Below are 2403 nucleotides of genomic sequence, written 5' to 3' on the forward strand. Positions count from 1 at the left end.
CAGGGCTTAGCCTGTCGCAAGGGTGGTCTACGCCAAGCCGCCCTTCGCCGGGCCTGAAGCGGTGCTCGCCTATCTGTCGCGCTATACCCACCGGGTCGCCATCTCGAACCGCCGCCTCATCCGCCTCGACGAGAGCGGCGTCACCTTCCGCTACAAGGACTATCGTCGCGAAGGCGCCGACCGGCAGCAGCATCCGTCGGTTCCTGCTCCATGTCCTGCCGCGTGGCTTCCATCGCATCCGCCACTATGGCCTGCTCGCCGGCTCCGCCCGCAAGGCCAGCCTCGCACTCGCGCGCGAACTGCTCGCGGTCGCGCCTCCCGCCACAAACGATCCATCGGCTGAACCGGACGACTTCCGCCCGCCGTGCCCGTGCTGCGGCGGCCGCATGATCGTGATCGAGGTGTTCGAACGGTGGAAGCAGCCGCGCGGACCGCCGGACAAAACGGCGACGAACCGGGAGAACTCTCCATGACCCGGCATGGCATGGTCTCCCCTTCAGCCAAGGGCACTCAGCCTCCGGCAACGAACCCAGGCGCGCCCATCGTGATCATCGGTGTCGACAGGGTAGCAACCAGCCGTGTGCCGGGCCGGCAACATCGCGCGGAGGCGCAACGAAGCGGCCTGTCCCCATCCATGCCGGCGCTTCCCAGCGGCGGTCACGCCATCCCGGACATCAGCCGAAACCCGAAATCCCCATAGCCTTCGACTGTGGCCCGCGGGTTCCTTCCTCGGGGACTTTCGTACGCCTGCCGGCGCCCGAAACTCTTCACGCCAGCGGACTGACAGCTTTCGGCCGTCGAAGAGCGGAAGCGGACGTACGGTGCGCTCAAAGGGTGGTCTGGATGTGGTTCCTCAGGCTGCGCGCGGAGGGTATGTCATCCGGCCCTATCCCGGATTGCATAGAAAATACCTGCCATGACGAGTACCGCGCCGATCGTTTGGACAAGCGTTATCGTCTCGCCGGCGAAGGCCCATCCAACCACAAGAGCGACGACCGGCGGGATGTAATAAACCGACGCGGCCTTCAATGCCCCCAACATCTGGATGAGCTGGTAGTAGATGACGAAGGCGATCCCGGTCCCCGCCAGGCCAAGCCCGAAGACGAGCGCCAGCAGCGCCTCTCTATGTGCGGCCAGCTCACTCCAGTGCCCCGGGGCTGCGAAGGGGGCTAGCAGAACAGCGGCAAAGAGCATCTGGTAGGTCGCCAGCTTGACCGGACCAAGGCCGAGCGACACCATGAATCGTCGCGCATAGACCAAGGCCAGTGCGTAGCTCACCGATCCGGCTAACATCGCCGCCACCCCGATCAGCGGCGAGCCGCCGCTTGCAGACGCTGCTCCGCCGAGCGGCGCGACCAGAAGGACACCTGCGAAGCCGATCCCTAGGCCAAGCGCCTTGACCCTGGTCAGGCGCTCGGCGGGAAGCGCGACGGCAACGATCGCTGCGGTGACGAAGGGGATAGCCCCGCTGATGACCCCGGCGACACCGGACGGAAGGTGCGCCGTGCCGATGACAAAAAAGACATATGGGCCGACATTGGCCAGGAGCGCCATGGCGGCGAAATGGTGGACAAAGCGCCAGTCGGTCCTCGCCAGCGATCCTCGGACGAGGGCAAGGGCAGCGATCGGAAGCGCGCCGAAGATAGTTCGCAGCCACGCCACTTCGAGCGGCGGCACGACGGCGACCGCCATCTTCATGAACAAGAAGTTGGTGCCCCAGATGAAGCCGAGCAGGCCCAGCAAGGACCACGCTAACCAGAGCTTCGGTGATGCATTTGCGTGGCGATCAGGGCGAGGTGAAGTGCTGCCCACAGACATGACAATCCTCCGTTACACACGCAAAGCGGCCGCTGTTGTTAAGCTCATGGGACTCCCTCCACCTCGCCCAGTAGTCGGGGAAGCTCCAGCTCCGCGTCCCGCGTCTGGAAGCCCCATTGGAGGGCGGCTTGCATCCGGCTCTGGAACTCGGCCTGCTGCATGAGGGAGACCAGGTCGCGGATCAGTTCTGGCCCCATCAATTCATAGGCGGGGCAGCAATTTCGGCGAAGAGGACGCCCGCTTCCTTGCTCACGGGTGAGTGTCTCGAAAAACCATAGCATTCTCCTGCATTCCTCTGGTGAACCCACATACCTCGCGTGGACGAACGGAATTATACGTGCGGTCTATCTCACGTTCTCCGTCCCCGCGCGCGATCCGTCGCGGTAGGGGGCCAAGAACGGCGTTAGCGCCGCGAGCAGCTTCTTTGGGGTCTCCTCGGCGACCCAGTGGCCGCTTTCGGGAATGATGACGCTCTGCACGTTGTCCGCGACGAGCCTCATCGTGTTCGCCGTCCCCTCACCGATTGCCTTGCCGCCTCCGATCGCCAGGACAGGGAGGGTTAGCCGCCGCGTCTTGCGCCGCGCG

At 64.8% G+C, this 2403-nt stretch carries 2 protein-coding genes and 1 pseudogene; 1 reads left to right on the plus strand and 2 read right to left on the minus strand.

The annotated features are described in order from the left end of the window. Positions 1-22 precede the first annotated feature (22 nt). Positions 23-473, plus strand: a pseudogene (locus NMG80_RS05700) (transposase); the annotation flags it as partial. A gap of 403 nt (positions 474-876) precedes the next feature. Here the strand turns inward: NMG80_RS05700 and NMG80_RS05705 are convergent. Continuing rightward, entirely contained in the window at positions 877-1818 is a 942-nt protein-coding gene (locus tag NMG80_RS05705; RefSeq protein WP_254017241.1) for a DMT family transporter, read from the minus strand. A 344-nt stretch (positions 1819-2162) separates the two neighbouring features. Beyond that, positions 2163-2403 (minus strand): alpha/beta fold hydrolase (locus tag NMG80_RS05710; RefSeq protein WP_254017242.1); only part of this gene is annotated, 241 nt, incomplete at its 5' end.

Origin of the sequence: Mesorhizobium escarrei (genome assembly GCF_935825525.1) — a bacterium.
GTDB lineage: Bacteria > Pseudomonadota > Alphaproteobacteria > Rhizobiales > Rhizobiaceae > Mesorhizobium > Mesorhizobium escarrei.